The organism is Aeromonas sp. s8 (assembly GCF_040907785.1).
GTDB classification, from domain to species: domain Bacteria; phylum Pseudomonadota; class Gammaproteobacteria; order Enterobacterales; family Aeromonadaceae; genus Aeromonas; species Aeromonas veronii.
This window is the reverse complement of the sequence record NZ_JBFOCL010000026.1, coordinates 104,102-124,531: the sequence shown is the minus strand read 5'-3', so window position 1 is coordinate 124,531 and position 20,430 is coordinate 104,102. Positions and strand designations below refer to the sequence as shown.

General features: G+C 59.3%; 19 protein-coding genes and 5 tRNA genes. 4 read left to right on the top strand and 20 right to left on the bottom strand.

Annotation, left to right across the window (positions count from 1 at the left end):
- Positions 1 to 2 precede the first annotated feature (2 nt).
- The 11 genes from AB5Y86_RS08925 to pncC form a co-directional block, all read right to left on the bottom strand.
- Positions 3 to 79: transfer RNA gene (locus AB5Y86_RS08925), tRNA-Arg, on the bottom strand.
- A 29-nt stretch (positions 80 to 108) separates the two neighbouring features.
- A tRNA-Arg gene (locus AB5Y86_RS08920) sits at positions 109 to 185 on the bottom strand.
- Positions 186 to 210: 25 nt separating this feature from the next.
- Positions 211 to 287, bottom strand: a tRNA-Arg gene (locus tag AB5Y86_RS08915).
- Between the two features lie 100 nt (positions 288 to 387).
- A tRNA-Arg gene (locus AB5Y86_RS08910) sits at positions 388 to 464 on the bottom strand.
- Positions 465 to 467: 3 nt separating this feature from the next.
- A tRNA-Ser gene (locus AB5Y86_RS08905) sits at positions 468 to 560 on the bottom strand.
- A gap of 213 nt (positions 561 to 773) precedes the next feature.
- Entirely contained in the window at positions 774 to 962 is a 189-nt protein-coding gene (csrA, locus tag AB5Y86_RS08900) for a carbon storage regulator CsrA (protein WP_005336053.1), read from the bottom strand.
- A 103-nt stretch (positions 963 to 1,065) separates the two neighbouring features.
- On the bottom strand, positions 1,066 to 2,304 hold the full coding sequence (locus tag AB5Y86_RS08895; protein ID WP_005336054.1) for an aspartate kinase: 1,239 nt from the start codon (positions 2,302 to 2,304) through the stop codon (positions 1,066 to 1,068).
- Positions 2,305 to 2,320: 16 nt separating this feature from the next.
- Positions 2,321 to 4,945 carry an alanine--tRNA ligase gene (gene alaS, locus AB5Y86_RS08890; protein ID WP_139433435.1) on the bottom strand — a complete coding sequence of 875 codons (2,625 nt, stop codon included), beginning with the start codon at positions 4,943 to 4,945 and terminating at the stop codon, positions 2,321 to 2,323.
- A gap of 305 nt (positions 4,946 to 5,250) precedes the next feature.
- Entirely contained in the window at positions 5,251 to 5,760 is a 510-nt protein-coding gene (locus AB5Y86_RS08885; protein ID WP_043822097.1) for a regulatory protein RecX, read from the bottom strand.
- Between the two features lie 44 nt (positions 5,761 to 5,804).
- Complete coding sequence (gene recA / locus AB5Y86_RS08880) at positions 5,805 to 6,869, bottom strand: recombinase RecA (RefSeq protein WP_005348744.1); 1,065 nt, start codon at positions 6,867 to 6,869, stop codon at positions 5,805 to 5,807.
- A gap of 80 nt (positions 6,870 to 6,949) precedes the next feature.
- Positions 6,950 to 7,441, bottom strand: a complete 492-nt coding sequence (gene pncC / locus AB5Y86_RS08875; protein ID WP_005357800.1) for a nicotinamide-nucleotide amidase — start codon at positions 7,439 to 7,441, stop codon at positions 6,950 to 6,952.
- 322 nt (positions 7,442 to 7,763) lie between these two features.
- Here pncC and mutS point away from each other — a divergent pair, with 322 nt between their 5' ends.
- Positions 7,764 to 10,283, top strand: a complete 2,520-nt coding sequence (mutS, locus tag AB5Y86_RS08870; protein WP_368192639.1) for a DNA mismatch repair protein MutS — start codon at positions 7,764 to 7,766, stop codon at positions 10,281 to 10,283.
- A 76-nt stretch (positions 10,284 to 10,359) separates the two neighbouring features.
- On the opposite strand, the gene AB5Y86_RS08865 is transcribed toward mutS, so the two are convergent.
- The 4 genes from AB5Y86_RS08865 to AB5Y86_RS08850 form a co-directional block, all read right to left on the bottom strand.
- Positions 10,360 to 11,223, bottom strand: a complete 864-nt coding sequence (locus AB5Y86_RS08865; RefSeq protein ID WP_368192634.1) for a patatin family protein — start codon at positions 11,221 to 11,223, stop codon at positions 10,360 to 10,362.
- A gap of 277 nt (positions 11,224 to 11,500) precedes the next feature.
- Entirely contained in the window at positions 11,501 to 12,400 is a 900-nt protein-coding gene (locus tag AB5Y86_RS08860) for a hypothetical protein (protein ID WP_368192632.1), read from the bottom strand.
- Between the two features lie 74 nt (positions 12,401 to 12,474).
- A complete protein-coding gene (locus tag AB5Y86_RS08855) occupies positions 12,475 to 13,164 on the bottom strand; it encodes an LrgB family protein (protein WP_041210813.1) in 690 nt (229 codons plus the stop codon).
- Positions 13,157 to 13,558, bottom strand: coding sequence for a CidA/LrgA family protein (locus AB5Y86_RS08850; RefSeq protein WP_040069042.1), 402 nt, complete (start codon positions 13,556 to 13,558; stop codon positions 13,157 to 13,159). The genes AB5Y86_RS08855 and AB5Y86_RS08850 overlap by 8 nt, the downstream gene beginning before the upstream one ends.
- Before the next feature lie 134 nt (positions 13,559 to 13,692).
- Here AB5Y86_RS08850 and AB5Y86_RS08845 point away from each other — a divergent pair, with 134 nt between their 5' ends.
- Positions 13,693 to 14,577: a LysR family transcriptional regulator gene (locus AB5Y86_RS08845; RefSeq protein WP_005336083.1), complete on the top strand. Its 885-nt coding sequence runs from the start codon at positions 13,693 to 13,695 to the stop codon at positions 14,575 to 14,577.
- On the opposite strand, the gene AB5Y86_RS08840 is transcribed toward AB5Y86_RS08845, so the two are convergent.
- Both AB5Y86_RS08840 and ybaK read right to left on the bottom strand, forming a co-directional pair.
- Complete coding sequence (locus tag AB5Y86_RS08840) at positions 14,571 to 15,455, bottom strand: transporter substrate-binding domain-containing protein (RefSeq protein WP_368192631.1); 885 nt, start codon at positions 15,453 to 15,455, stop codon at positions 14,571 to 14,573. The genes AB5Y86_RS08845 and AB5Y86_RS08840 overlap by 7 nt on opposite strands.
- A gap of 183 nt (positions 15,456 to 15,638) precedes the next feature.
- Positions 15,639 to 16,103 carry a Cys-tRNA(Pro) deacylase gene (ybaK, locus tag AB5Y86_RS08835; RefSeq protein ID WP_021231249.1) on the bottom strand — a complete coding sequence of 155 codons (465 nt, stop codon included), beginning with the start codon at positions 16,101 to 16,103 and terminating at the stop codon, positions 15,639 to 15,641.
- A gap of 218 nt (positions 16,104 to 16,321) precedes the next feature.
- Between ybaK and AB5Y86_RS08830 the strand changes: the two genes are divergently transcribed.
- Positions 16,322 to 16,750: a GNAT family N-acetyltransferase gene (locus AB5Y86_RS08830; protein WP_368192630.1), complete on the top strand. Its 429-nt coding sequence runs from the start codon at positions 16,322 to 16,324 to the stop codon at positions 16,748 to 16,750.
- A complete protein-coding gene (locus AB5Y86_RS08825) occupies positions 16,750 to 17,292 on the top strand; it encodes a GNAT family N-acetyltransferase (RefSeq protein ID WP_368192628.1) in 543 nt (180 codons plus the stop codon). The genes AB5Y86_RS08830 and AB5Y86_RS08825 overlap by 1 nt, the downstream gene beginning before the upstream one ends.
- 83 nt (positions 17,293 to 17,375) lie before the next feature.
- On the opposite strand, the gene AB5Y86_RS08820 is transcribed toward AB5Y86_RS08825, so the two are convergent.
- The 3 genes from AB5Y86_RS08820 to thiH form a co-directional block, all read right to left on the bottom strand.
- Entirely contained in the window at positions 17,376 to 17,993 is a 618-nt protein-coding gene (locus AB5Y86_RS08820; protein ID WP_368192626.1) for a hypothetical protein, read from the bottom strand.
- Between the two features lie 539 nt (positions 17,994 to 18,532).
- Positions 18,533 to 19,072, bottom strand: coding sequence for a transposase (locus AB5Y86_RS08815; protein WP_368192625.1), 540 nt, complete (start codon positions 19,070 to 19,072; stop codon positions 18,533 to 18,535).
- A gap of 179 nt (positions 19,073 to 19,251) precedes the next feature.
- A partial coding sequence (gene thiH, locus AB5Y86_RS08810; RefSeq protein ID WP_368192624.1) for a 2-iminoacetate synthase ThiH occupies positions 19,252 to 20,430 on the bottom strand: 1,179 nt, incomplete at its 5' end.

Sequence of the window (20,430 nt, the reverse complement as noted above, 5' to 3'; positions counted from 1 at the left end):
TATGGTGCGCCCGAGAGGATTCGAACCTCTGACCACCTGGTTCGTAGCCAGGTACTCTATCCAGCTGAGCTACGGGCGCTCACAAACTTTTGTGTACTGCTTGAAAAATGGTGCGCCCGAGAGGATTCGAACCTCTGACCACCTGGTTCGTAGCCAGGTACTCTATCCAGCTGAGCTACGGGCGCTCATAAATCGTTGTGTCGTTTTAAATGGTGCGCCCGAGAGGATTCGAACCTCTGACCACCTGGTTCGTAGCCAGGTACTCTATCCAGCTGAGCTACGGGCGCCCTGTTTTAAAACGATAAAAAAAGCTTACTTATCAGTAAGCCTTTTCCAAAGTGTCGACTTGCTGATGGTCAACACATGACTCTTGCTTGAGTCGTAATATGGTGCGCCCGAGAGGATTCGAACCTCTGACCACCTGGTTCGTAGCCAGGTACTCTATCCAGCTGAGCTACGGGCGCAAATGGCGGAGAAGGGGGGATTCGAACCCCCGATGCGGGTATAAGCCGCATACTCCCTTAGCAGGGGAGCGCCTTCAGCCTCTCGGCCACCTCTCCGTTTGCGGGGCTGATAATACTTCACAGGGATTTTTAGTCAAACACTTTTTTGGAGAAAAAAGTGCGTTCGCTCAGCATTTGGTCAAAGCGTGGAATATTCAAACAATATCGGCACTTATCCCACAGTTTCGCGCCCTGCAGGGCGATTTCAGGGGGCCGGAAAAACAAAAGGCGACACATGAGGTGTCGCCTTGTCACAGCCATGAAAGTGGCTTAGAAGCCCGGTTGGCCCGGAACTTTCTCGGCCTGGATGCGCTGGTAGATCTCTTCGCGGTGTACGGAGACCTCTTTCGGCGCGTTAACACCGATACGGACCTGGTTGCCTTTAACGCCCAGTACGGTGACAGTCACTTCATCACCAATCATCAGGGTTTCCCCAACACGACGAGTCAAAATAAGCATTCGCTTGCTCCTGTATCCTGTTTTGTTTTTATATCGATATGCGACATTATCTAACAAAGATACCGATATGGTAAATGGTTGAAACTAAATCAATCAGAGATTGTTAGCCCAAGGGCTGCTCTTGCGGTGCCTGATCCAACCCGAAAGCCGCGTGCAGGGCTCGCACCGCCAGCTCCAGATACTTCTCGTCAATCACCACAGAGATTTTGATTTCAGAGGTCGAGATCAACTGCATGTTGATCCCCTCCTCGCCCAATACCTTGAACATGGTGCGCGCAACACCGGGATGGTTCCACATGCCGACACCGACAATGGAAACCTTGGCAATTTCGCCATTTCCCTGCACGCAGGAGGCGCCAAGTTCGGTGGCGGTCTCCTCCAGCAGTGCCCGGGCGCGGCGATAGTCGTCACGATTCACCGTGAAGGTGAAGTCGGCGGTGCCATCTCCCAGCGTGTTCTGCACAATCATGTCGACATCAATGTTGGCGTCACTGATCGGATTCAGGATCTGCGCGGCAACGGTTGGTCTGTCCGGCACGCCCAGAATGGTCAGGCTGGCCTCGTTGCGGTTAAAAGCGATCCCGGATACCAGGGGAGCTTCCATCCTATCACCTCCATATGTGATTAAGGTTCCCTCTCCATCGATAAAGCTCGACAGCACCCGCAGCGGGACGCGGTACTTACCCGCAAACTCCACCGAGCGGATCTGCAGCACCTTGGCGCCGAGACTGGCCATCTCCAGCATCTCCTCGAAGGTGATGGTGTCGAGACGACGCGCCTTGGGCTCGATGCGCGGATCCGTGGTGTATACCCCATCCACATCGGTAAAGATCTGGCACTCATCGGCCTTGATGGCCGCCGCCACAGCAACCGCCGTGGTATCCGAACCGCCGCGGCCCAGCGTCGTGATGGCGTTATGCTCGTCACGGCCCTGGAAACCGGCGATCACCACCACCTTGCCCGCAGCCAGTTCAGCATGAACCAGCTCGGTGTCGATGTGGGTGATGCGCGCCTTGCCATAGGCGGAATCGGTGTGAATCCGTACCTGATCACCGGTCATTGAGACCGCCGGGCAACCGCGTTTGTTCAACGCGATCGCCAGCAGCGCTATGGTGACCTGCTCACCGGTGGAGACCAGTACATCCATCTCCCGCCGGTTGGCATCAGGATCCAGCTGCTGGGCCATGCCCAGCAGCCGGTTGGTTTCGCCCGACATGGCGGAGACAACCACCACCACGTCGTGTCCCTGGGCGCGGGTCTGCTCGACCCGCTCAGCTACCGCCTCGATCCGCTCCAGTGTGCCGACCGAGGTGCCGCCGTACTTCTGTACATAGAGTGCCACAGATCACCTCGCCCGATTACAGGCGCTCTTCCAGCCAGGAGTGAACGGATTGCAGCGCTGCCGGCACCGCCTCAGGCTGGGTACCACCCGCCTGTGCCATGTCCGGACGGCCACCGCCCTTGCCACCCACCTGCTGGGCAACCAGATTGACCAGTTCACCGGCCTTGACCTTGCCGGTCAGGTCGTTGGTGACGCCCGCGATCAGGTTGACCTTGCCGTCGGCACAGGTTGCCAGCAGCACAACACCGGACTTCATCTGGTTCTTCAGCTCGTCCAGCATGCCGCGCAGGGATTTCGGATCGGCCCCTTCCAGCGCTGCAACCAGCACCTTCTGACCGTTGATCTCGATCACCTGACCCAGCAGGTCGTTACCGGCCTGAGCGGCCAGCTTGGCCTTGAGCTGCTCCAGCTCGCGCTCCATCATCTTGGCCTTGTCCAGCATCTGGCGAACCTTGTCGGCGATGCAGAACTGGTCACCTTTCACCAGGGCAGCAGCCTCTTCGATCTGCTCGCCAACCTGATGCATGAAGTCGATGGCCGCTTTGCCGGTCACCGCTTCGATACGGCGCACGCCAGCAGCGATACCGCTCTCGGCGATGATCTTGAAGAAGCCGATATCACCGGTGCGCTTGGCGTGAGTACCGCCGCACAGCTCGGTGGAGTAGTCGCCCATGCGCACCACGCGCACGTCGTCTTCATATTTTTCACCAAACAGCGCCATGGCACCGGCGGACTTGGCCGCTTCCAGATCCATCAGCTGGGTGGTGATTTCGTGGTTGGCGCGGATCTGGTTGTTGACCAGCTCCTCGACCCGGCGAATGGTCGCCATGGTCAGCCCCTCAAAGTGGGAGAAGTCAAAGCGCATGCGCTCAGCCCCAACCAGAGAACCTTTCTGAGTGACATGCTCGCCCAGTGCCTGACGCAGGGCAGCGTGCAGCAGGTGAGTCACGGAGTGGTTCAGGGCGATGGCCTGACGACGATCACCATCAACCACGGCTTCCACTTCGGCGCCCTTCTCCAGAGTGCCCAGCTCCATGTAGCCCTTGTGGATGATCGCCTTGCCCGCTTTCAGGGTGTCGGTCACGGCAAAGATGCCGTCGTCCACTTTCAGGGTACCGCTGTCGCCGATCTGGCCGCCGGACTCGGCGTAGAAGGGGGTCTCTTCCAGCACGATGACCGCTTCGTCACCGGCGATAAGACCGCTCACCTCTTCCACACCCTTGTAGATACCAACCACGCGGGTGCGCTCGGTCAGGGTCTTGTAACCGGTGAAGGGGGTCTCGAAGTCGAGCTTGAGCATTTCGTTGTAGTTCACACCGAAGCTGGACGCTTCCTTGGCACGAGCACGCTGCTTCTCCATCTCGGCCTTGAAGCCCTCTTCGTCGATGCCGATCTCGCGCTCGCGCACCACGTCGGCAGTCAGGTCGGCCGGGAAGCCGTAAGTGTCATAGAGCTTGAACACCACTTCGCCCGGAATAACCTTGGCATCACCCAGGTTGGCCAGAGCGTCTTCCAGCAGCAGCAGACCGCGATCCAGGGTGCGGACAAACTGCTCCTCTTCGATGCGCAGCACGCGCTCGACCAGCGGCAGCTGGGCGATCAGCTCGGCAGCGACATCCTTCATCTGCACTGCCAGCTCGGCAGCCAGTTTGTAGAAGAAGACATCGGTCGCACCCAGCTTGCGACCGTGACGCACGGCGCGGCGGATGATGCGACGCAACACATAGCCACGACCTTCGTTGGACGGCATCACGCCATCTGCCACCAGGAAGGCGCAGGAGCGGATGTGGTCAGCGATGACGCGCAGGGACTGGTTGCTCAGATCGGTGGTGCCGACAATCTCGGCCGCTTTCTTGATCAGCGCCTGGAAGATGTCGATTTCGTAGTTGGAGTGGACACCCTGCATGATGGCGGAGATACGCTCCAGACCCATGCCGGTATCCACGGACGGACGCGGCAGCGGCTCCATGGTGCCGTCAGCCTGACGGTTGAACTGCATAAACACCACGTTCCAGATCTCGATGAAACGGTCGCCATCCTCTTCCGGTGAGCCGGGACGGCCACCCCAGATGTGATCGCCGTGGTCGTAGAAGATCTCGGTGCAGGGACCGCACGGACCGGTATCGCCCATCGCCCAGAAGTTGTCGGAAGCGTACGGTGCCCCCTTGTTGTCACCGATGCGTACGATGCGATCGGCCGGCACACCGACCTCTTTTTCCCAGATGTCGAAAGCTTCATCGTCAGTCGCGTAGACGGTCACCAGCAGGCGCTCTTTCGGCAGCTGCAGCACCTCGGTCAGGAAACCCCATGCAAACTTGATGGCATCCTGTTTGAAGTAGTCGCCGAAGCTGAAGTTGCCCAGCATTTCGAAGAAGGTGTGGTGACGAGCGGTATAGCCGACGTTTTCCAGATCGTTGTGCTTACCACCGGCACGCACGCAACGCTGGGAAGTCGTCGCGCGATTGTAGGCACGCTTGTCTGCGCCAAGGAACACATCCTTGAACTGGTTCATACCCGCGTTGGTAAACAACAGGGTCGGGTCGTTATGCGGTACCAGCGAGCTGGAGGAGACAACCTGGTGCCCCTGGGAACGGAAATACTCGAGAAACGCAGCGCGAATCTCTGACGTGGACATATACATGGAAAATCCTGCTTGATTCGAATACGGACTTTTAACCGCATTAATGTAAGTTTTCTGCGGGGTAAAGTAAAACGGACAGGGCCGCCACGGGCGAAAAAGCGCACATAAACGGGCCAGAAAAGAGCGGCACCGCCTACAGTGGCTTTTTCCACTGTCGAGATGCAAAAAAGCAGCGCATAAAGAGGGATGAGATGAACAAAAGGCCGCTTTTTCGGGATTGATTACGCAAGCTACTGAATGGGCAGGGAAAACATGCCAAAACCGGCTACAAGAAGAGGTGAAACGACGTTTGCCACGCAGTGGCGTTACTCCTCCCGCTCCTGCAGGGCCGAGATAGCATAACGGGCCTGATCCTGGGTAAAGCCGCGCCCCAGCAGATATTTGAGCCACTTCATCCGCAGCTTGAAATCCGCCAGATCGGCCACCCGGGCGCGCCGTTCGAGCAGGGCAAACGCCAGTTCGAACCAGTCCAGCTCCGGCTGATCGAATGCGGCATCAATCTGCATATCGTCGAGCCCCTTGCGGCGCAGATCGAAGCGGATCTTGATGGGGCCATGCCCCTTGGCGGCACCGGCACGTACAGCCATACCGCCGTAACGTTCGTCATTGACCCAGTTGTAACCGCGGCAGTAGTCGACCACCGCCTCGATCACCTCTTCATTGAAACCCTGCTGGCGCAGCCGGTTGGCCAGCTCCGACTCGGCACTCTCGCGACGGGCCAGACTGCGCATGGCATAAGCACGGGCAGCGGCCAGCTGTTCGGCAAAGGTCGGTTCGGCAGGCTCGACCGGTTCGGTAACGGATTCATCAACCATCATAAATAACAAGGCCGGGTATCTACCCGGCCTTCCTTTGTTCCTTATTCGAACTCTTGTTCGCTTTCGGCATCGAACTCGTCTGCCTCAACCGGTGCAGCCTTGTCATCGACTGGCACGGCACCGGAGAGCAGCAGCTCGCGCAGACGGGCTTCCACTTCACCAGCCATCACCTTGTTCTCGGCGAACAGCTTCATCACGTTGGCCTTGCCCTGACCGATCTTCTCGCCGTTGTAGCTGTACCAGGCGCCGGCCTTGTCGATCAGCTTGTGCTTGACACCGAGATCCACCAGCTCGCCCTCTTTGGAGATACCGGCACCGTAGAAGATCTGGAATTCAGCCTGCTTGAAGGGCGGGGCAACCTTGTTCTTGACCACTTTAACGCGGGTCTCGTTACCGACCACTTCGTCGCCTTCCTTGATGGCGCCGATACGACGGATATCCAGACGCACGGAAGCGTAGAACTTGAGCGCGTTACCACCTGTAGTGGTCTCCGGGCTACCGAACATGACGCCGATCTTCATCCGGATCTGGTTGATGAAGATGCACAGGCAGTTAGCGTTCTTGATGTTGGCGGTCAGCTTGCGCAGTGCCTGGGACATCAGACGGGCCTGCAGACCAACGTGGGAGTCACCCATCTCCCCTTCGATTTCCGCTTTCGGCGTCAGGGCCGCCACGGAGTCGACGATGATGACGTCAACCGCGTTGGAGCGCACCAGCATGTCGCAGATCTCCAGCGCCTGTTCACCGGTATCCGGCTGAGAGATGAGCAGGTCGTCGACGTTGACGCCCAGCTTGGCAGCGTAGATAGGGTCGAGGGCGTGTTCCGCATCAACGAAGGCACAGGTTTTACCTTTCTTCTGGGCTTCCGCAATCACCTGCAGGGTGAGGGTGGTTTTACCGGAAGATTCCGGGCCGTAGATCTCGACGATACGGCCACACGGCAGACCGCCAATGCCCAGCGCCACGTCCAGCGAGAGGGAACCGGTAGAGATGGCTTCGATATCCATGGTCTTGCTGTCGCCCAGACGCATGATGGAACCTTTGCCGAACTGCTTTTCAATCTGACCCAGCGCAGCCGCCAGTGCCTTCTGTTTGTTCTGATCCATGCCAATCTCCGCTGGAAATCGTGAGTAAGAAGTGAAGTTGGGCTAAGTATACTGTCTATTCATACAGTATCAAGCCCAATTTATCTGAGCAGGGCCAACAGACCCGACAAGGCCTGTCTCACCGCCTGCTGGCGCACCTGTCGGCGATCCCCGTCGAAGCGGGCGAGCAGGGAGTGGTGACGGCCGTTGCGGTCGGCCCAGGCGAACCAGACGGTGCCGACCGGCTTGCCCTCGGTGGCGCCGCCGGGGCCGGCGATGCCACTGATAGCAACGCTGATGGAGGCCGACGAGTGGGCCAGCGCGCCGCGGGCCATCTCCAGCACCACCGCTTCGCTCACTGCACCGTGCTGTTCAAGGCTATCGCTGCTCACCCCCAACATCTGCTGCTTGGCCTCGTTGGTGTAGGTGACAAATCCACGATCGAACCAGCCGGAGCTGCCCGCGATGTCGGTGATGGCGCTGGCCACCCCGCCGCCGGTACAGGATTCGGCGGTCGCCGCCAGCCAGCCCCGCTGGCCAAGGGCCCGTCCCAGCTCGATGGCAAGGTGCTCTATCTCTGCATCCAGTTTCATCACGACTCCTTCTGATCCGCACAAGAGGCACATTATGCGATCCCGCTAGCGCCGCCCGCAACCACGGCAGACCACCCTTGCCTGCCGCAATGTGAGGTGCCGCACCTGTGCCATGCCTTCAATAGTGCAGAACAACCGCGCCCGGAACACCCGCTCCCCCGTCGCGGCGCTTATGTGTAGAATGGCGCCATCAAGCTCAAGGCTCATCACCGCAGACACTGGCCCGCAGAGGCCCCTTCTGGAACAGAACATGACCGCACAACACCAAGCCAGCGGCGCCACAAGCTCCGCTCCCGGCGCCAATCTGAGCGCCCACACGCCCATGATGCAGCAGTACCTTGGCCTCAAGGCCGAGAACCCGGAGATCCTGCTGTTCTACCGGATGGGCGACTTCTACGAGCTGTTCTATGACGATGCCCGCAAGGCCTCCCAGCTGCTCGATATCTCCCTGACCAAGCGTGGCCAGTCGGCCGGCAGCCCCATCCCGATGGCGGGGGTGCCCTATCACGCCATCGAGGGCTATCTGGCCAAGCTGGTGCAGCTTGGCGAATCCGCCGCCATCTGCGAACAGGTGGGGGATCCCGCCACCAGCAAGGGGCCGGTCGAGCGCAAGGTCATTCGCATCATCACCCCGGGTACCGTCTCCGACGAGGCGCTGCTCAGCGAGCGGCAGGACAACCTGATCGCCGCCGTCTATCACGATGGCCGCCGCTTCGGCTACGGCACCATGGACATCGGCTCCGGCCGCTTCTTCATCAACCAGTTCGAGAAAGAAGAGACCCTGCTGGCTGAGCTGCAACGCACCAATCCGGCTGAGCTGCTCTACCCGGAATCCTTCGAGTTCCTGCACCATATCGAGGGTCGCCGCGGCCTGCGTCGTCGCCCGGAGTGGGAGTTCGAGCTGGGCACCGCTCGCAAGCTGCTCTGCCAGCAGTTCGGCACCCAGGATCTGGTGGGCTTTGGCGTCGACAAGAGCGAGACCGCCCTGTGCGCCGCTGGCTGCCTGATGCAGTACGTCAAGGATACCCAGCGCACCGCCCTGCCCCACATCCGCAACGTGCGCCTCGAGCAGCCGGATCACGCGGTCATCATGGATGCCGCCACCCGCCGCAATCTGGAGCTGACCCAGAATCTGGCCGGTGGCTATGAAAATACCCTGGCCGAGGTGCTGGATCGCACCGCCACTCCCATGGGCAGCCGGCTGCTCAAGCGCTGGATCCACCAGCCGATCCGCGATCGGGTGATCCTGAAAGGTCGCCAGAGCACCATCAAGGAGCTCATCGAGCAGAACCTCTATGACGAGTTGGGCAACCTGCTGCGTCAGGTGGGTGATGTGGAGCGGGTGCTGGCGCGCCTCGCCCTGCGCTCGGCCCGCCCGCGCGACCTCACCCGCCTGCGTCAGGCCTTCGCCCAGTTACCCGAGTTGCAGCGCCTGCTGGCGGACAACGAGCACGAAGCGGTGCAACAACTGGCCGAGCGGGCCAGCACCTTCCCCGAGCTGCTCGACCTGCTGGAGCGCGCGGTGATGGAGGTGCCGCCGGTGCTGATCCGCGATGGCGGCGTCATCCGTGACGGCTTCAATCAGGAGCTTGACGAGCTGCGGGATCTCGCCAACGGTGCCACCGCCAGCCTCGCCCGCATCGAAGAGCGGGAAAAACTGCTGACCGGCATCAACACCCTCAAGGTGGGTTACAACAAGGTGCACGGCTTCTATATCGAGGTGAGCCGGGCCAACAGCCATCTGGTGCCGGCCCACTACATCCGCCGCCAGACCCTCAAGAACAACGAACGCTACATCATCGATGAGCTGAAGAAGTACGAGGACAAGGTGCTCACCGCCCAGGCGCAGGCGCTGGCGCTGGAGAAACGGCTCTACGAAGAGCTGCTCGATGCCCTGCTGCCCCACCTCGGCGATCTGCAGGATTCCGCAGCCGCACTGGCAGAGCTGGACGTGCTGGCCAATCTGGCCGAGCGGGCCGAGACCCTCGACTATCGCTGCCCGACCCTCATCGACGAAGATCAGATCATCATCGAGGCGGGCCGCCATCCGGTGGTGGAGCAGGTGATGACAGACCCCTTTATCGCCAACCCGATCCGGCTGGAGCGGGAGCGGCGGATGCTGATCATCACCGGCCCCAACATGGGCGGTAAATCCACCTACATGCGCCAGACCGCGCTGATCGTGCTGCTGGCTCATATCGGCGCCTTCGTGCCCGCCGACAGCGCCCGCATCGGCCCCATCGACCGCATCTTCACCCGCATCGGAGCGTCAGACGATCTCGCCTCCGGCCGCTCCACCTTTATGGTGGAGATGACCGAGACCGCCAATATCCTCAACAACGCCACCGCCCGCAGTCTGGTGCTGATGGACGAGATTGGCCGCGGCACCAGCACCTACGACGGCCTCTCGCTGGCGTGGGCCTGTGCCGAACAGCTGGCGAGCAAGATTGGCGCCTACACCCTGTTTGCCACCCACTACTTCGAGCTGACCCGCTTGCCGGAGCTGATGAGTGGGCTGGCCAACGTCCACCTCGATGCGGTGGAGCACGGCGACACCATCGCCTTTATGCACGCAGTGCAGGAAGGCGCGGCCAGCCGCTCCTACGGTCTGCAAGTGGCGGCGTTGGCGGGGGTGCCTAAATCGGTGATCCAGCAGGCCCGTCACAAACTGCATGAGCTGGAGAGCGCCACTCCGGTCGCCGCCGGTGAAAGCCGCCCGGCTCCGGTGGCTCTCGCCCCGCAGATCCATCCGGTGGTGGAAGAGCTGCAAGCGGTGCGCCCGGACGAGCTCACTCCCCGTCAGGCACTGGACCTGCTCTATCGCCTCAAGCAGATGCTGTAATCAGCGACTACCGCACAAGCATGCAAAAGGGGAACCGCGAGGTTCCCCTTTCTATATTCAGCACCCGGCAAACCAGTCAGGCCACCGCTCGCGCCTCTCCACGGGCCCGCAGCAGGCTCTGGCGCCCTTGCCAGTAGCCCTGCAGATAACCGGACTCCAGCTTGACCGGATCCTGGGTAAAACGGGAGACCATGAAATCGGCCGGTGGCGCGATCACCTCGATCTCGCAATCGGCAGGGGGATTGGCAATGAAATCGAGTGCCCGGTTGTAGGCGAGATCCCGCTCCAGCATGGCTTGTGCCAGTGCAGGCTGGGTTTTCAGCAAGGCTTTGACCATCCAGCAGAAACGGGCCGGCTTCTTGCGATAGCCCCAGGGTTCAGACAGCACCACCGTCATCCGCCGCGCCCCGCGCCGATAGGCCTCGATCACCGGGATGGAGTCGCTGATCCCGCCATCGGCCATCGGGCGACCATCGACGCAGGGGGTATCGTGCTGCACCACCGGCAGGGCGCAGGTGGCGGTCAGCACCTCATCCATGTTGTCGGGCCGCACCGGCAGATAGATGGCCTTGCCGCTCGCCACATCGGTCGCCACCGCGTAAAAGGGAATGTCGCGGGCGCAGAAGGTCTCGAGATCGAGCGGGAAGCGATGGCGACTGGCCTGCCACAGCCAGCCGATGTCCACCAGATCGCCCCCTTTGACGAAACGCAGGGGATCGAGAAACCGGGAGCTGCAAGCCAGCTCGGTGATGATGTGGTGGCTGCGGCGCGGCTGCTCGCTCAGATAAGAGACCAGATTGGTGGCCCCGGCCGAGACGCCCATGACGAAATTGAACGGATAGTGATGGCTTTCCACGAAGGCATCGAGCACGCCGCTGGCAAAGATGCCGCGCATCGCGCCCCCTTCGACAATCAGGGCGCAAGAGTGGGGATTAAACATAACAAGGCTCCGTCAGCTGTAATACCTGCCGGGATCGATCCCGGCCCAGTGATGAACGCCTTCATGCAGAACATCAAGACGCCGCAGCAGGACGATTCAGGCTCACTCGCACAAGCCAGAAGCGGGCAGGAGCAAACCTGAACCGTGAAGCGACCCCCAGTATATGCAGCGCACCAACCTTCAAAAAATGAATTTAAATAATAAAAAACATGCCTTTTGGGCATGATTTAGCACATCAGCAGATCCGGCCCTTTATCCGGTAACAACCCCATCAGGATCAAGGCAGCCCGGGCCCAAACATCCCGTCGACGGGGTTGTAGTGGTAGGCCCGATAATCAAAGTCCACCTTATCAAGGCGCGGATTGGCCAACTCGAACAACAGGCGTCTGGGGAGCTGCGCCTGCTCGAGGGAAGGTTTGAAGTGGCGCAGCCAGAGCTGTTGCAACGAGCCATCCCGCCACGCCAGCTTGAGGCCGACCGAGAGGCGGCGGATGGCGGCCTGATTATCCTTGTGGGTGTAGAAGAGGTGGAGGAAGGGATAGTGCAGCGCCACTCGCCGATCCACGGTGAGGCCGGGCAGATCACTGTGCTGCTCCTGCTCGATAAAGAGCTCGTTGGCCCCGCGGCAGAAGAGGTCGATGCGACCGCGAGCCACCAGCTTGAACAGCCGCTCGTAACCGTCGATCTCCTGCACCTTGAATCCCCCATGACGCAGGATCTCCGCATCCTGCCAGCCACGCCCCTGCCCGTGCAGAAATTGCTGCAGCTCGGTCAGGGTATTGACCCTTGCCACTGCGTCGGCCTGCTGCGGGCTGACAAAACAGATGCGATAACCGAGGATGCCCAGCTCCACCGGAAAACGAACGTAATCCAGCACTCCGCTCTCCGCAGCCGGACGCAGACTGTCGGCCACAAACAGATTGGGGTATTGCTGAGTCTGCACTATCTGTCGCATCCGGATACGGTTCATCGGCGGTGCGGTCCGCAGCTCGTAGTCACCGAAGCTGTCGCGGGTCTTCTCCAGCGCCAGCTGCAACAGATCGCGAAAATAGAGGGTACGCAAGTCCCGATCGCTCTCGGGGCTGATATGAGTGATGACGTCGCTCGCCCGTAGGGGAGTGGCAAGGAGGGAAAGACTGCACAGCAGCAAGCAGGAAGCGAGGCGATGAAAGGTCATACTGCTCATCCCGGAAATACACGCTCACTAGAGTGTAGCGCCGGGACGAGCCGCCTTCTAAAGGGAAGCCTGGCCTACCAGAACATCCGGCCCAGCAGGGGTGCCAGCAGCACGGTCACCATACCGGCGATCATCATCACCATGCTGGAGACCACCCCTTCTTCGTTGCCCATCTGATAGGCCTTGGCGGTACCGGCGCCGTGGGCCGAGGCACCAAACCCCGCCCCCTTGCCGAGGCGACTGCGAATGGCCAGCACGGTCAGCACGCTCTCCCCCACCGCCATACCGATGACGCCGGTCAGCACCACAAACAGCGCGGTAAGATCGCTCTGACCGCCGATGGCGCGGGTCGCCTCCACCGCAAACGGCGTGGTGATGGAGCGCATCGCCAGACTGCGTTGCAACATGTCGGAGAGATCCAGCCAGCGGGCCAGCAGCACGGTACTGCCCACCGCCATGATGACCGAGGCGACCACCCCCACCGACAGCGACAACCAGTGGCGACGAATGAGCTGGCGGTTCTCGTAGACCGGCACCGCGAAGGCGACGGTGGCGGGGCCCAGCAGCCAGAGCAGCCAGTGGGATTCCGCCATGTAATCCTGATAGGGGATGTGGAACAGCAGCACCACGGCCACCAGCAGGGTCGGCGCCAGCAGCAGCGGCATCAGCGGCAGGATCCGCTTTTTGCCATAGAGCCATTTGCTGGCGTAGTAGAAGAGCAGGGTGAGGGCGAAGCAGATCAGCCCGAGCAGGGTATCAGACATGACGACGACTCCGGCGGGCCAGTTTCAGTTCGAGGCGGTAAACCCGGTCCACCACCAGCGCGGTAGTGCCGAGTACCAGCGTGGTGCTCACCAGCAACACCACCATGATGCGCCACCCCTCTTGCAGCAGCAGATCCTGATAGTTGACCACCGCCACCACGGCGGGCACGAAGAAGAGCAGCATCTCGGCCAGTAGCCAGCGAGCCCCCGCGCTGAACCACTCGGCCTTAACCACCCCGAGCAGGATGCAGGCCAGCAGCAGCAACATGCCGGTGAGGTTGGCGGGCAGCGGCAGATGGAGAGTTCGAACCGCGGTATCGGCCAGCAGCCAGATGGCTGCCAGCAACACAATCTGGAAGGGAGTCTGTAACCAGCGCAAGCAGAGGGCTTTCATGATCATCGTCTTTCTGTGAACCGGCTCACAGTATAGAGTTGAGCAAAACCTGCCAGAAATGAATTAAAATTATCGAATTCATGCCTCATAGGCATACTTCATCCCGTACCCGCCAACACGAGTCGAGAGAGTCCATGGATATTCGCGCCCTGCGCTATTTTGTCGAACTGGTGCGGGAAAAAAGCTTCACCCGCGCCTCTGAAAAGCTGTTCGTCACCCAGCCCACCATCAGCAAGATGATCCGCAATATCGAAGAGGAGCTGGGCCAGCCCCTGCTCAACCGGGAAGGGCGCCGCTTCACCCTGACCGACAGCGGCCAGGTGCTGTTCAACCGTGCCCAGACCATCTTGGCTGAGATGCAGCAGCTGGAGGCCGAACTGGCGGATCTGCAGAGCCTGCAACATGGTCGCCTCACCCTCGGCATTCCCCCCATGGTGGGTCACGTCTATGCAGATCTGATCCGCGCTTACCGCACCCGCTATCCCAAGGTGGAGCTGACCCTGGTGGAATACGGCGGCCGCCGCATCGAACAGGCGGTGCTGGAGGGGGAGCTGGATCTCGCCATCACCATGCTGCCGACCAAAGAGGGGGGCGCCCTCAGCGCGCTGGAGCTGGATCAATACCCGATCCGGGTAGTGCTGCCTGATCAACCGCGCTGGCATGGCGAGGCGCCGCTGCGGCTGGAATCCCTGCAGGAGGAGCCCTTCCTGCTCTATACCCAGGCGTTTACCCTGAGCGAGCGGTTGGAGCAGGCGTGTCAGGAAGCGGGCTTTGTGCCACAGGTGGCGGCGCGCAGCAGCCAGTGGGATTTTCTCACCGCCATGGTACGCAGCGGCATGGGGGTCGCCTTCTTGCCGGAGCCGGTCTGCAACCGGCTGACTCCGGATGGTCTGGTGCTGCGGCCGCTGGAGCCCGAATTGAGCTGGCGACTCGGGGTGATCTGGCCGAGTGAGCGCTATCTGTCGCGCACTGCCGAGGCTTGGCTGGCCCTCTGCCGCCAGCGGCAGGCACCTCAGTAATCGCCGAAGCGATCGGTCTGAGGATTGTAGAAGTAGGGGCGGTAATCGAAGCTGATCCCGTCGAGGAAGGGATTATCCAGTCGCAACAGCCGGCGCTGGGAGAGCTTGGCAAAGGCGATGGCCGGGCCAAAGCTCTTGCGCCACAGCGCCTGTAGTGAGCCATCCTGCCACGCCAGCTGCAACCCCCGTTCGACCCGCTGCAGCGCCTCGCGATTGTTGGGATTGGTGTAGAAGACCCGAGGCAGCGGGTAGTAGATCAACAGCGCATCATCCACCAGCAGATCCGTCATCTCCTTGTGGGTCAGCTGCTCGCTGCGCAGCTCGCTCACCCCGCGGCAGAAGAGATCGAAGCGACCCCGCGCCACCATTTTGAACAGCTTTTCGTACCCCTCCACCTCCACCACCTCCATCCCGGCGTAGCGCAGGATATCCACATCCAGCCACCCCTTGCCCTGACCGAAGGTAAACTGCCGCAGCCCCTTGAGGTCGGTCACTTTGCTCACCGCCCCCTTTTGCTGCGGGCTGACAAAACAGATGCGGTAGCTGACGATCCCCAGATGGATGGGAAAACGGACATAGGCGAGCCCCAGATCCTCGCGGGTGCTGCTGTAGCTGTCCATTACAAAGAGGTTGGGATAGCTGTCGAGCTGCATGCTGAGCCGCTCGCGCGCCTTGGTCATGGGCGGCGCAGGCTCCAGCAGATAGTCGCCAAACTGGTCGCGGGTCTTGTCGAGGGCGAGCCGCAGCAGCTCCCGATCATAAGTGGTACGCGGATCCCGCTCGCTCTCCGGGCTGATATGGGTAAACCGGGTGGCCGCCTGTCCGGTCAGCGACAACACGCAGAACAGAGCGGCAGCCAGCAGATGCAGGGGTGACATAAACCGCGCCTTGGCTGAAGGGGTACTTTCAGTGTAGCCCTGAGCGTGGGCGCCCCACCTTGGCGCGGCCTGTGCGAGGATAAGCAACACGACAAACAGGGGGACGCGGGCAGATATCCTCACGGGTCACATCGCCTCCGGCCCACCACAGGCCCGGAGAGCAGGTTCACACCGTGCCCGGTACTACTCTTCGCCGATAGGTGCGGCGATCCACTTCATCAGCGTCAGCATATCCTGCGGCGCCACCCCGACCGAGAGGCCGCGCTTGCCGCCGCTCACCAGGATCTCGTCAAACTGCAGCGCCGACTCGTCGAGCACAGTGGGCAACAATTTCTTCTGGCCCAGCGGGCTGATGCCACCCACCTTGTAACCGGTCAGCTTCTCCGCTTCCGCCGGTTTCATCATCTCCACCTTCTTGAGGCCGGTCGCCTTGGCAAGCTGTTTCAGACTGCACATGCCGGATGAGGGAACGATGGCCACCACCGCCTGCTTGTCGTGATGGGCGACCAGGGTCTTGAACACCTGCGCCTCCGGCAGCCCGAGCTGGGTCGCGGCATGCTTGCCGAAATCGTCGTGGGCTTCGCACTCGTAGGGGTAGAGCTTGTGGGGAATTTTGAGCTTCTTCAGCAGGTTGATGGCAGGTGTCATGATGGTTGCCTTGAATCGAATCGCATAAAAACAAGGCCAAACAGTCTGCGCCTCACTCTGGGGTGATGCAAGAGGGATGGAAGTTGCAAGGGCCATTGACTGGCCCCCATACCATGCACGCTTGGTGGCGAGCGACCAGAACACTTGACCAAACAGAGTCCAAACGGGTATTGCTTTAACCCTTTGCCGCCACCACAACCCATACCGCAGGAGCCCATATGCAACTCACCCCACCCCAACCGCCTCAGGACGATGATGTTGAAGCGCTGCGCATTGGCCTGACGGGCTACAACGTAAGCCAGGCGGGCCCTCAACTGTACGAACTTCGGCGCGAGCGGATCGCCAGCTTTATCAAGGATAAAGAGGGCAAGATACACGGCGGCATCATCGCCGACATCAAGTGGGGCTGGCTGCACGTCGACTGGCTCTGGATCGACGAAAGCATCCGCCGCGACGGCTGGGGCGGCCGCCTGCTTGGCGCCATGGAGCAGTACGCCCAAAGCAAAGGCATCACCAACTACCATCTGGAAACCACCAGTTTTCAGGCTCTCCCCTTCTATCAGAAGCAGGGTTACGAAGTCTTTGGCCAGCTGCCCGATATGCCGCCGGGGCATGTGAGTTATTTTTTGAAGAAGCAGGATAAGTGATGACATTTCAGCGCCTTGCCAACGCTCAGCTCGTGATCCGCCCGTTCGAAACGGCCGATGCCGACGAGTTTGTCCGCGCGGCCCACGAATCCATCGAAACGGTCGGCCAATGGATGAGCTGGTGCTCCCGTTCATTTACTAGGGAGAGCGCGCTGGAGTGGTTTGCCAGCTGCGATCAGGATCGTGCGGCGGGACGTGCCTTTGACATGGGCATCTTCTGCGCCACCACCGGCCAACTGCTGGGTGGCGCAGGTATCAACCAGCTGTCGCCATATCATCGCTACGGCAATATCGGCTATTGGGTACGCCAATCCCGCCAAGGCTGCGGCATCGCCCGTCAGGCTGTCGCCCTGCTCCGTGATTTTGGCTTTAGGCAGTTGGGACTATTTCGGCTAGAGATCGTAATGGGAATCGGCAACAGCGCCAGCGAAGCCGTTGCCATCGCCGCAGGGGCTACCTTTGAGTGCCGGGCAAGGAATCGTATCTTCCTCCACGGACAACCCCTTGATGCGAATATCTACGCCTTTATTCCCACCGACTGACTTCTGTAGCAGGGAGCATTCTGTCGGCTTATCTGTATGAAGATTGCATTCACCTGAATTTTGTCCATAGAGGTATTTAAAGTCTACCTAACATAACTTTTTTTAATCCTTTTAAGAAGGCGTTCTAGGCTTGTGCATAAAAGAGAATCAATATTCTTTAATTCTTTCGTATATAGAACAAGTTGATTTTGATAAATTATGACGTAGTGTTCATTTATTGGTGATGGTTCTATTGCATTACTACGGCAAACACCTTCATATGTCGTCATTAACTCCCAATATATAGAATACGAGTCTAATATACTCTTGGCCATGGTGTATGCATAGATGATATCAGACCTTAATTCATGATCTCGCACTTTACCAATCAATTCACTATTACTGTGGTAAACAGAGAAGTAATCATGCTCAGCTCTATACTTGATAGGTAACATTTCACCTTCTGGCGTGTCACGCAACATTATCCCTACCGTTTCATTATAACGGCGAAACAGACTTTCAATTTCATCATGTATTGACCATATGAAGCCAGTTAATAGTGTATCTTCTGCATCTTTGGCTAGTTGTCGCTGATGTTCATTCGCGATATTAGTGGCATTGATCGTTGCATTTCGTGTCATCCATCCACCAATAACAGCACCTACAAGGGAGCTGACGGCTGTTAGTAGTATTCCTGCACTGCCAGTTAAACTAATATCCATTAATCACATCTCCAAATTAAAATGCTATCTACCGCAAGCCTAAAATTATTAACATAAAATCCACTAACATAAACTTACGACTTTCATAATGAGTGCAATGAATGAAGTGCCGGAACTCCTCTATCTTCATAACAGCGGTGCAATGCGCTCCGCTTATTGCACCCTACGTTAACGCTGATTATTTATCATCGCGTGGCATTTCATATTCTGGCATGGCGGTATTTTCCCATGCTAAGGGATGCCTGCCCTATTGAACCTAGCGATAGACTGTTGAATAAGGTCAATCTTTCGGCGCGGTAACCAATCTATGGTTGACAATGTCAATATATATCATCCAGGTGATAATTAAATTTTTTTTGATCGAGGTTCAAAGATTCCCAATAGCGATGCTGCCAAATACCCCGGTCGTCACGATGCCAACAAGTACCGTAGGGTGCAATGAACGAAGTGAATTGCACCTCTATCGTCACAACTATCATAACGAAAGCGGTGCAATGCGCTCCGCTTATTGCACCCTACGTTAACCACGTTGACGCCATTTATTTATTGTCGTGTGGTATTTCATATTCTGGCATGGCGGTATCTCCCCAAGATAATGGATACCTGCCCTGTTGAACCCAGCGATGAAAGGTGGAATATGGCCAATCTTTCGGGGCTGTTACCAATCCATGTTTGACGGGGTTGATATGGATGTAATCGAGATGATTATTGAAATCTTCCTGATCGCGGATCAGATGCTCCCAATAACGTCGTTGCCAAATACCCCGCTCGCCGCGACGCCAACGAGATTCTGAACGAGCCTCCGAATTGGGGATTGCTCGTGAAAACTTGCTTTTGATTTGGCGCCAACGCAGCGGAAAATTGGTATCCCCTTCCGGTAACTCCAGCAAGGCATGAAGATGTTCGGGCAAGACAACCCAGCCGTGGATGCGGAATGGATGACTCTCTTGCACCTCCCTGACAACCTTCCTCAACAGATCGATCCGTTCGACCAGTAGATGGTTGTTCTGACGTTCAGCCAGCACGACCGTAAAAAACCAGGTTCCCCCCGGTTGCCATATTCGTCTGTAATTCGCCATGTTTTGCCCAATCCACAATCAACCCTGCTGTTAAATGTGGTCTAAACGAAGCAAAACGTAGGGTGTAATGAACGAAGTGAATTACACCTCGCTCACACATCCACAAAACAAAAGCGGTGCAATGCGCTTCGCTTATTGCACCCTACTTTTTATGGTTCCTGCGTTGTTACATCATTTGGTTAGCGGCCCAAAAACGGTTCCCAGTCCTTAAACACCGGCTGCAACCCCGCCTGCCGCACGGCGGCGGCCACTTCCCCCACCGGGCGGTCGTCGTGGATGGCGAACTGCTCCAGCTCCTCTGCATCCCCTTCGGCATAGCCCCCCGGCTGGGTGCGCGACTCGGCCGACATCTGGGTGATGCCAAGGCGCACCGCACCGTTGCGAAAGGTGGCCGACTCGCGGGTCGAGAGGGACAAGTCCAGCGTCGGCGAGAAGAGGCGCCAGGCGCAGATAAGCTGGGCCAGCTGGCGATCCGACATGACCACGGAAGGCTCCAGACCACCGGTGCAAGGGCGCAGGCGCGGGAAGGAGAGCGAATAGCGGCTCTGCCAGTGGTGGCGCTCAAGCCAGGCGAGGTGCTCGGCAACAAAATAGCTGTCGGCGCGCCAGTCCGAGGAGAGGCCGATCAGCGCCCCCAAGCCGATTTTGTCGATACCGGCGCGGCCCAGCCGATCCGGCGTGGCGAGGCGCCATGCGATGTCCCGCTTGTTGCCGCGCAGATGGTGGCGGGCGTAGGTGGGGGCGTGGTAGGTCTCCTGATAGACCATGACGGCGTCGAGACCGAGGCTTTTCAGTTCGGCATATTCGGCCTGCGAGAGGGGCTGCACCTCCATCCCTACCGTGCTGAAGTGGCGGCGGATGATGGGCATCACCTCGCGAAAATAGGCGAGCCCCACTTTGTGCTCGTGCTCGCCGGTCACCAGCAGCACGCTGTCAAAACCGCGCGCCTTGATGGCCAGACACTCGTGCTCAATCTCGTCGCTATTCAAGGTCTTGCGCTTGAGGCGGTTGCTCATGGAGAAGCCGCAGTAGGTGCAGTCGTTGGCGCACAGATTCGACAGATAGAGCGGCACATAGAAGCCGATGGTGTTGCCAAAGCGCTGGCGAGTCAGCCGCTCGGCCTCGGCCGCCATCTGCGGCAGATACGCCTCGGCAGCCGGGGAAATCAGCGCCATAAAATCGCTCAGGGTGCGGCGCGGGGCACTCAGGGCCCGCGCCACATCGGCGACCGTTTTGGCGCGGATCTGCATGCCGATATCGTCCCACTCCAGCTCCTGCCAACGATTGGCAAAATCTACCCCCCTCCCGGCCTCCCCCTTGGGAGGGGGAGGAGTGCAGGGCTCGCCCCCTTCAAGCAC

What these genes read in the sequence shown, in the direction of transcription:
- pncC (WP_005357800.1), bottom strand. Translation starts at nt 7,441, where the DNA reads ATGAAACTGGATGCAGAGATAGAGCACCTTGCCATCGAGCTGGGACGG.
- AB5Y86_RS08830 (WP_368192630.1), top strand. Translation starts at nt 16,322, where the DNA reads ATGCAACTCACCCCACCCCAACCGCCTCAGGACGATGATGTTGAAGCG.
- recA (WP_005348744.1), bottom strand. Translation starts at nt 6,869, where the DNA reads ATGGATCAGAACAAACAGAAGGCACTGGCGGCTGCGCTGGGTCAGATT.
- AB5Y86_RS08840 (WP_368192631.1), bottom strand. Translation starts at nt 15,455, where the DNA reads ATGTCACCCCTGCATCTGCTGGCTGCCGCTCTGTTCTGCGTGTTGTCG.
- AB5Y86_RS08825 (WP_368192628.1), top strand. Translation starts at nt 16,750, where the DNA reads ATGACATTTCAGCGCCTTGCCAACGCTCAGCTCGTGATCCGCCCGTTC.
- csrA (WP_005336053.1), bottom strand. Translation starts at nt 962, where the DNA reads ATGCTTATTTTGACTCGTCGTGTTGGGGAAACCCTGATGATTGGTGAT.
- ybaK (WP_021231249.1), bottom strand. Translation starts at nt 16,103, where the DNA reads ATGACACCTGCCATCAACCTGCTGAAGAAGCTCAAAATTCCCCACAAG.
- AB5Y86_RS08865 (WP_368192634.1), bottom strand. Translation starts at nt 11,223, where the DNA reads ATGTTTAATCCCCACTCTTGCGCCCTGATTGTCGAAGGGGGCGCGATG.
- AB5Y86_RS08845 (WP_005336083.1), top strand. Translation starts at nt 13,693, where the DNA reads ATGGATATTCGCGCCCTGCGCTATTTTGTCGAACTGGTGCGGGAAAAA.
- AB5Y86_RS08820 (WP_368192626.1), bottom strand. Translation starts at nt 17,993, where the DNA reads ATGGATATTAGTTTAACTGGCAGTGCAGGAATACTACTAACAGCCGTC.
- AB5Y86_RS08850 (WP_040069042.1), bottom strand. Translation starts at nt 13,558, where the DNA reads ATGAAAGCCCTCTGCTTGCGCTGGTTACAGACTCCCTTCCAGATTGTG.
- AB5Y86_RS08855 (WP_041210813.1), bottom strand. Translation starts at nt 13,164, where the DNA reads ATGTCTGATACCCTGCTCGGGCTGATCTGCTTCGCCCTCACCCTGCTC.
- alaS (WP_139433435.1), bottom strand. Translation starts at nt 4,945, where the DNA reads ATGTATATGTCCACGTCAGAGATTCGCGCTGCGTTTCTCGAGTATTTC.
- mutS (WP_368192639.1), top strand. Translation starts at nt 7,764, where the DNA reads ATGATGCAGCAGTACCTTGGCCTCAAGGCCGAGAACCCGGAGATCCTG.
- AB5Y86_RS08885 (WP_043822097.1), bottom strand. Translation starts at nt 5,760, where the DNA reads ATGGTTGATGAATCCGTTACCGAACCGGTCGAGCCTGCCGAACCGACC.
- AB5Y86_RS08860 (WP_368192632.1), bottom strand. Translation starts at nt 12,400, where the DNA reads ATGACCTTTCATCGCCTCGCTTCCTGCTTGCTGCTGTGCAGTCTTTCC.
- AB5Y86_RS08815 (WP_368192625.1), bottom strand. Translation starts at nt 19,072, where the DNA reads ATGGCGAATTACAGACGAATATGGCAACCGGGGGGAACCTGGTTTTTT.